Source organism: Nocardioides sp. (assembly GCF_029937575.1).
Taxonomy (GTDB): Bacteria; Actinomycetota; Actinomycetes; order Propionibacteriales; family Nocardioidaceae; genus Nocardioides.
The window spans coordinates 21,223-28,069 of sequence record NZ_JAPYPS010000052.1 but is presented as its reverse complement, the minus strand read 5'-3'; the positions used below and the strand labels follow the sequence as shown (position 1 = coordinate 28,069).

The following is a 6,847-nucleotide window of genomic DNA, read 5'->3' as shown; positions in this document are numbered from 1 at the left end:
CGAGGTCCTCGGCGGCCATCGCCGCGAAGATCTCCCACTCGTTGCCGAAGCCCCAGGAGCCGATCTTCTTGCCCTCGAAGTCGGCGACGGAGTCGATGCCGGAGTCGGCCCAGGCCACCTGGAGGGTGCCCGAGCGCTGGAAGATCTGGCCCACGTTGGTGAGGTCGGCGCCCTGCTCGATCGAGCCGAGCACCTTCGGCACCCACGCGATGGCGTAGTCGGCGTCACCGTTGGCCAGGGCGTCCTGCGGCACGATGTCGCCGCCGGAGGGGACGATCTCGACGTCGAGGCCCTCCTCCTCGAAGAAGCCCTGGTCCACGGCTGCGTAGTAGCCGGCGAACTGGGCCTGGGGCAGCCACTGCAGCTGCAGGGTCACGGGGGTGAGGCCACCGGCGTCGCCGCCGGAGGCCCCGTCGCTGCTGGTGTCGTCGCTTCCACACGCGGCGAGCGTGGTTGCCGCCAGCGCCAGGGCGGCACCGGCCGCCAGGCGGCGGGACAGGTTCTTCTTCATGGGTGTTCCTTTCGGCAACGCTGGACACGACACGCGCGCCTCGCGACGGTGCGAGGACGGGCGCGGTCGTGCGGGATCTTCTGCACCTGCAGGGGGCACGTCATGTGGGCTGCTCACGAGCGCCCCCCGGTCGGTAGTCGCCACTGCACGAGACGCTCGATCAGCACGGTGACGACGTAGGCGACCAGCCCGAGCACGATGGCCGCCACGACGTAGGCCCAGGCGAGGGCGTAGGCGCTGGTGGCGGCGCTGGTGGAGATGAAGCTGCCGAGCCCTCCGCGGGGTCCGCCGAAGTACTCGGCGACCAGGGCGGAGATGACGGCCAGCGAGCTGGCGACCCGGATGCCGGTGATCACGTGCGGGGCCGCCGACGGCAGGGTCAGGCTGCTGAACGTCTGCCAGCCGGACGCCGAGTAGGAGTGCATCAGGTCGCGGTGCTGCGGGGTGGTCTGCCGCAGGCCGCGCACGGTGTTGACGTAGACGGGCACGAACGCGGCGATCGCGGCGATCGCCCGTCGCCCGTACTCGCTGTCGGCGCCGTACATCGAGTTCAGCACGGGCGCGAGCGCCACGATCGGGACCACCGCGAGCGAGGCGACCACGAAGGCGAGCATCCCGTCGACCACGCGCGCCCAGGCGGCCAGCCCGGCGAGCACGATGCCGACGACCGTGCCGAACACCAGTCCGATGGCGGCGTTCGTGCCGGTGATCCAGAAGGCCTCCCGCACGGCGGCGAAGTTGTCATTCAGCTCGGAGCCGATCTCCTGCGGACCCGGCAGGAGGTACGGCGACACCTCGACCACGGAGACCAGGAACTGCCACACGGCCAGGCCGATCACCCCGACCACGACCGGCGCGACCACGCGGCCGATCCGCTCGGTGGCGGCCGGCGAGGCGGTGGCCGGCCGGCCGGGAGACGGCCTGGTCCTGGTGGTCGTCATCGCTCGTGCGCCCCTGATGCGGAGACCGGGCCTGCGTGCAGCGCCTCGCGCACCTCGGTGACCTTGGAGAAGAAGGCGGGGTCCTCGCGCAGGTGCTCGTCGCGCACGACGTCGCGACCGATCCCGGTGACGATCTCGTCGGTGATCCGGCCCGGGCGCGCCGACATCACCACGACCCGGTCGGCGAGGAACACGGCCTCGGGGATGGAGTGGGTCACGAAGACCACCGCGGCTCCGGTCTCCAGCGAGATCCGGGCCAGCTCGGCCTGCATCCGCTCCCGGGTCATCTCGTCGAGCGCGCCGAAGGGCTCGTCCATCAGCAGCAGCCGGGGCCGCTCGGCCAACGAGCGCGCGATCGCGACCCGCTGCTGCATCCCGCCCGACAGCTGGTCGGGGCGGGACTTCGCGAAGTCGCCCAGGCCGACGAGCTCGACGAGCTCGGCCACCCGCTGCCTGCGCTCGGCGCGCGGCGCGCGGTGCAGCTCCAGCGGGAGGGCGATGTTGGCAGCGACCGTGCGCCAGGGCAGCAGGCCGGCCTGCTGGAACGCGATGCCGTAGTCCTGGTCGGCGCGAGCCCGGGCCGCGGGCTTCCCGAAGACCTCCAAGGAGCCGCTCGAGGGTGCCTCCAGGTCGGCGACGAGGCGCATCAGCGTCGACTTGCCGCAGCCCGAAGGCCCGATCAGGGCGACGAACTCACCGGCGGCAACGGTCAGGTCGACCTCGGACAGCGCGGTCACCTGGCTCCTGCGGGAGCCGAACGTCTTGGACACCCCGGTCGCGCGGACCGCAGCAGGAGCGCCGAAGGCGTCCTCCGGCTGCGCGGCGGTGCGGTCGTGGTCAGGTCGGTGGGTCTCCACGTGGTCCTCTGGGTCCGGGACGGGGGCGGTCGGCTGGGAGCGGTCGGTCGTCACGGGGCCTCACCGCGACGGTAGGTGCGGAGCAGCAGCCCGAGCAGGGCGATGAAGCCGCCGGCCACGAGTCCGAGCACGATGGCTCCGAAGATCGGCGCCCAGGCCTTCTCGGGGTCGCCGGAGGCCTGGCCGGCGAAGGTCACGAGCATCCGGCCGATCCCGTCGGGGTAGACGATCGACACCTCGGCGACCACCGTCCCCACGACGGCACCGGCGGCCCCGAGCCGCAGGGCAGGCAGCAGGTGCGGCACCGCGGCGGGCAGCCGGACGCGGCACATCGTGGCCCACCAGCCCGCGTCGTAGGAGTGCATCAGCTCGGTGTGGACACGGTCGGTGGACTGCAGGCCGCGCAGGGCCCCGACCGCGACCGGGAAGAAGGCGAGGTAGCTGGCGATCAGCGCCACCGACATCCACGCCGGCCACTCCCACCCGCCGATCTCGATCCGCGAGCCCCAGCTGCGCACCATCGGTGCGAACGCGATCAGCGGCACGGTCTGGCTGAGCACGATCCACGGCAGCAGACCCCACTCGGCGAGCCGGAGCCGCGCCATCAGCAGCGCGAGGAGCAGTCCGATCGCCGTACCCGCCACCCAGCCGGCGGCGGCGACCTTCAAGGAGACCAGCACCGCGTCGGCGACGACCTGCCACAGCGGCGCGGCCCCGCGCAGGCTGCTCACCGGCTCGCCGAGCCGCTGCAGCATGTCCCACACGTGCGGCATCGCGAGGTCGGTGGTGCGCGGCAGCACGCGGTTGTCGCCGACCACGACGCCGTCCTCGGGCGCCAGCGCCTTGTAGCCCTCCCACGCACCCGCGACGGCGAGCAGCCCGAGCAACCCGAGCACGACTGCGCGCACCAGGGGCAGGCCTCTGCGGGCGCCGGCGACCAGGCTCGGGCGTGCGGCCGTCAGCCCGGGGGCGGCGGTCGTCTGGGCGGTGGCGGACAAGGCTCAGGCCTTCGCGACCACGTGGTCGCGCAGCTCGGGCATGATCGACTCGCCGTACACGCGCATCGTCTCCTCCTTGTTGTCGTGCTGGAGGTAGACCGCGAACTGGTCGACGCCGATCGCCTTGAGCTCCTCGAGCTTGGCGCGATGGTCCTCGACGGTGCCGAGGAGGCAGAACCGGTCGACGATCTCGTCGGGCACGAAGTCGGCGTGCGTGTTGCCGGCCCGACCGTGCTCGTTGTAGTCGTAGCCCTCGCGGCCCTTGATGTAGTCGGTCAACGCCTGGGGGACACCTACCGAGGGGTCGTCGCCGTAGCGGGCGACGATGTCGGCCACGTGGTTGCCGACCATCCCGCCGAACCACCGGCACTGCTCGCGCGCGTGGGTCAGCGCCTCGTCGCTGCCGTCGGTGACGTACGCCGGAGCCGCGACGCAGAAGGTGATCGCGTCGGGGTCGCGCCCCGCGTCGGAGGCGGCTTGGCGGACGGCGCCGATCATCCACTTCGCGATGTCGACGTCGGCCAGCTGCAGGATGAAGCCGTCGCCGTGCTCGCCGGTGGTCTTGAGTGCCAACGGGCCGTAGGCCGCGATCCACACCTCGAGCGCCGACGAGCGCGCCCACGGGAACTGGAGCGTGGTGCCGTTGACCTCGACCGGGCGGCAGTTGGCCAGCTCGCGGATCACGTGGGTGGCCTCGCGGACGTCCTTGAGCGTGGTCGGCTTGCCGTTGAGGACGCGGACGGCGGAGTCCCCGCGGCCGATGCCGCACACCGTGCGGTTGCCGTACATCTCGTTGAGCGTCGCGAAGACCGACGCCGTGACGGTCCAGTCACGCGTGGACGGGTTGGTGACCATCGGGCCGACGACGATCCGGTTGGTGGCGCCCAGGATCGCCGAGTAGATGACGTAGGGCTCCTGCCAGAGCAGGTGCGAGTCGAAGGTCCACGCATAGTCGAAGCCGTGCTCCTCGGCCTGCTTGGCCAGGGCGACGGTGCGCCAGGCGGGCGGGTTGGTCTGCAGGACGACGCCGAAGTCCATGGTGTGCCTTTCAACGGTGGTTGAGGTGCGAGGAGCCGACGGTGGTTGAGGTGCGAGCAAGGCGAGCCTCGAAACCCCGGGGGTCAGACGAGGTACTGCGAGAGGCCGCGCCGGAGGTACTGCCCATGGCCGGCGCGTCCGTGGAACTCGCCGTTCTCGACCAGCACGGACCCGCGGGAGACGACGACGTCGACGTGGCCGTCGATCTCGTAGCCCTCCCAGGCCGAGTGGTCCATGTTCATGTGGTGCGTCCTGCCCTCGCCCATGCCGATGGACGTGTGGCCGTGGGGGTCGTAGACGACGATGTCGGCGTCGGCGCCGGGCGCGATGACGCCCTTGGTGCCGTAGAGGCCGAACATCCGAGCCGGGGTCGTCGAGGTGAGCTCGACCCAGCGCTCGAGGGTGATCTCGCCGGTCACGACGCCCTGGTACATGAGGTCCAGGCGGTGCTCGATCGACCCGATCCCGTTGGGGATCGCGCGGAAGTCGCCCTTGCCGAGCTCCTTCTGGTCCTTCATGCAGAACGGACAGTGGTCGGTGGAGACCATCTGCAGGTCGTTGGTGCGCAGGCCCTGCCACATGGCGTCCTGGTGGCCGTCCTCGCGCGAGCGCAGCGGGGTCGAGCAGACCCACTTGGCACCCTCGAAGTCGCCCCACGTCTTGTCGCCCTGTGCCCCCAGCTGCTCTTCCAGCGAGAGGTAGAGGTACTGCGGGCAGGTCTCGCCGAAGACGTTCTTGCCGCGGTCGCGGGCCGCGGCCAGCTGGGCGACCGCCTGCTTGGCCGACACGTGCACGACGTACAGCGGCGACTCGGTGAGGTCGGCAAGCATGATCGCGCGGTGGGTGGCCTCCTCCTCCATCTGCCAGGCGCGGGCGATGCCGTGGAAGTAGGGAGTGGTCTTGCCGGAGTTGTAGAGCTGCTCGGCGAGCACGTCGATGGCCGGGCCGTTCTCGGCGTGCATCATCGTCAGCAGCCCGAGCTCGGCGGCCTTCTGCATCGCCTTGAGGATCTGGGCGTCGTCGGAGTAGAAGACGCCGGGATAGGCCATGAAGAGCTTGTACGACGTGATGCCCTCGTCGACGAGGGTCTCCATCGCCTTGAGGGAGTGCTCGTCGACGCCGCCGACGATCTGGTGGAAGCCGTAGTCGACCGCGCAGTTGCCGGCCGCCTTCTCGTGCCAGGCGGCCAGGCCGGTCTCGATCCGCTGGCCGGTGGTCTGCACCGCGAAGTCGATGATCGAGGTGGTGCCGCCCCAGGCCGCCGCGATCGTCCCGGTCTCGAACGTGTCGCTGGCCTCGGTGCCGCCGAAGGGCAGCTGCATGTGGGTGTGGGCGTCGATGCCGCCGGGGATGACGTACTTGCCCGTCGCGTCGACGACCCGGTCGACCGAGGCGGTCAAGTCGCTGCCGAGCAGCGTGGATCCGGGGGCGAGGACGGCGACGATCAACTCGTCGTCGACCAGGACGTCGGCCGCCGTACGGCCGGTCGAGCTGACGACGGTGCCGCCGGTGATCAGGAGGGTGCTCATGGTGCTCCTCTCGGTCGCGATCAGGCCTGGGCGATGTGGGTGTAGGAGTCGGGGCGGCGGTCGCGGTAGAACTGCCAGTCGTCGCGCATCTGCTGGACCATGTCCATCTCGAGGTCGCGCACCATCAGCTCCTCGGACTCCGAGCTCCCGCGCTCGCCGACGAAGTTGCCGCGCGGGTCGATGACCTGGCTGGTGCCGTAGAAGTCGACGGCCTCGTCGCCGTACTCGTTGTCCTCGCGGCCGACCCGGTTGGGCTGCAGCACGTAGTAGCCGTTGGCGACCGCGGCGCAGGGGCCCTCGACCTCCCAGAGCCGGTTGGACAGGCCCGGCTTGGTGGCGTTGGGGTTGAAGACGATGTGGGCGCCGTTGAGGCCGAGCTCGCGCCAGCCCTCGGGGAAGTGCCGGTCGTAGCAGATGTAGACGCCGATCTTGCCGACCGAGGTGTCGAAGACGGGGTAGCCGAGGTTGCCGGGGCGGAAGTAGAACTTCTCCCAGAACTTCTCGAGGTTGGGGATGTGGTGCTTGCGGTAGCTGCCGAGGATCGTGCCGTCGGCCTCGACGACGACCGCGGTGTTGTAGTAGACCCCCGTCTGCTCCTCCTCGTAGATCGGCAGCACCATCACCATGCTCAGCTCCTTGGCCAGGGCGGCGAAGCGCTGCACGATCGGGCCGTCGGCGGGCTCGGCGAACCGGTAGTACTTCTGGTCCTGGGTGATCCCGAAGTAGGGCCCGTAGAAGAGCTCCTGGAAGCAGATCACCTGGGCGCCCTGCTCCTTGGCGTCGCGAGCGAACTGCTCGTGCTTGTCGAGCATGGACTCCTTGTCACCGGTCCAGGTGGTCTGGGAGATGGCGGCTCGCACGATCGTCACGGGGGGTCCTCCGGGGGCTCGCTCGGTCGGGTGTCGAGGTCAACGAGAGTGTTATCCTCCGGGTTGAACATTTCGCTTGGATTTCTCTTCTGTCAAGGGTCCAC

Annotated in this window: 7 protein-coding genes; all 7 read right to left on the bottom strand. The window is 70.3% G+C overall.

What is annotated here, in order from left to right; all coding sequences use genetic code 11:
• The coding region (locus Q1K33_RS15530; RefSeq protein WP_300405554.1) for an ABC transporter substrate-binding protein at nucleotides 1–511 on the bottom strand (511 nt) is incomplete at its 3' end.
• Between the two features lie 113 nt (nucleotides 512–624).
• Nucleotides 625–1,452, bottom strand: a complete 828-nt coding sequence (locus tag Q1K33_RS15525) for an ABC transporter permease subunit (protein WP_300405552.1) — start codon at nucleotides 1,450–1,452, stop codon at nucleotides 625–627.
• Entirely contained in the window at nucleotides 1,449–2,363 is a 915-nt protein-coding gene (locus Q1K33_RS15520) for an ABC transporter ATP-binding protein (protein ID WP_300405549.1), read from the bottom strand. The genes Q1K33_RS15525 and Q1K33_RS15520 overlap by 4 nt, the downstream gene beginning before the upstream one ends.
• Nucleotides 2,360–3,307, bottom strand: a complete 948-nt coding sequence (locus Q1K33_RS15515) for an ABC transporter permease subunit (RefSeq protein WP_300405547.1) — start codon at nucleotides 3,305–3,307, stop codon at nucleotides 2,360–2,362. The genes Q1K33_RS15520 and Q1K33_RS15515 overlap by 4 nt, the downstream gene beginning before the upstream one ends.
• 3 nt (nucleotides 3,308–3,310) lie before the next feature.
• A complete protein-coding gene (locus Q1K33_RS15510; protein ID WP_300405545.1) occupies nucleotides 3,311–4,345 on the bottom strand; it encodes a TIGR03842 family LLM class F420-dependent oxidoreductase in 1,035 nt (344 codons plus the stop codon).
• Between the two features lie 83 nt (nucleotides 4,346–4,428).
• Nucleotides 4,429–5,874, bottom strand: coding sequence for a dihydropyrimidinase (gene hydA, locus Q1K33_RS15505; RefSeq protein ID WP_300405544.1), 1,446 nt, complete (start codon nucleotides 5,872–5,874; stop codon nucleotides 4,429–4,431).
• Nucleotides 5,875–5,894: 20 nt separating this feature from the next.
• Nucleotides 5,895–6,743, bottom strand: coding sequence for a nitrilase-related carbon-nitrogen hydrolase (locus Q1K33_RS15500; protein ID WP_300405542.1), 849 nt, complete (start codon nucleotides 6,741–6,743; stop codon nucleotides 5,895–5,897).
• Between the last annotated feature and the right edge of the window lie 104 nt (nucleotides 6,744–6,847).

Coding starts and splice junctions, on each gene's coding strand:
- Q1K33_RS15525 (WP_300405552.1), bottom strand. CDS start 1,452: ATGACGACCACCAGGACCAGGCCGTCTCCCGGCCGGCCGGCCACCGCC.
- Q1K33_RS15510 (WP_300405545.1), bottom strand. CDS start 4,345: ATGGACTTCGGCGTCGTCCTGCAGACCAACCCGCCCGCCTGGCGCACC.
- hydA (WP_300405544.1), bottom strand. CDS start 5,874: ATGAGCACCCTCCTGATCACCGGCGGCACCGTCGTCAGCTCGACCGGC.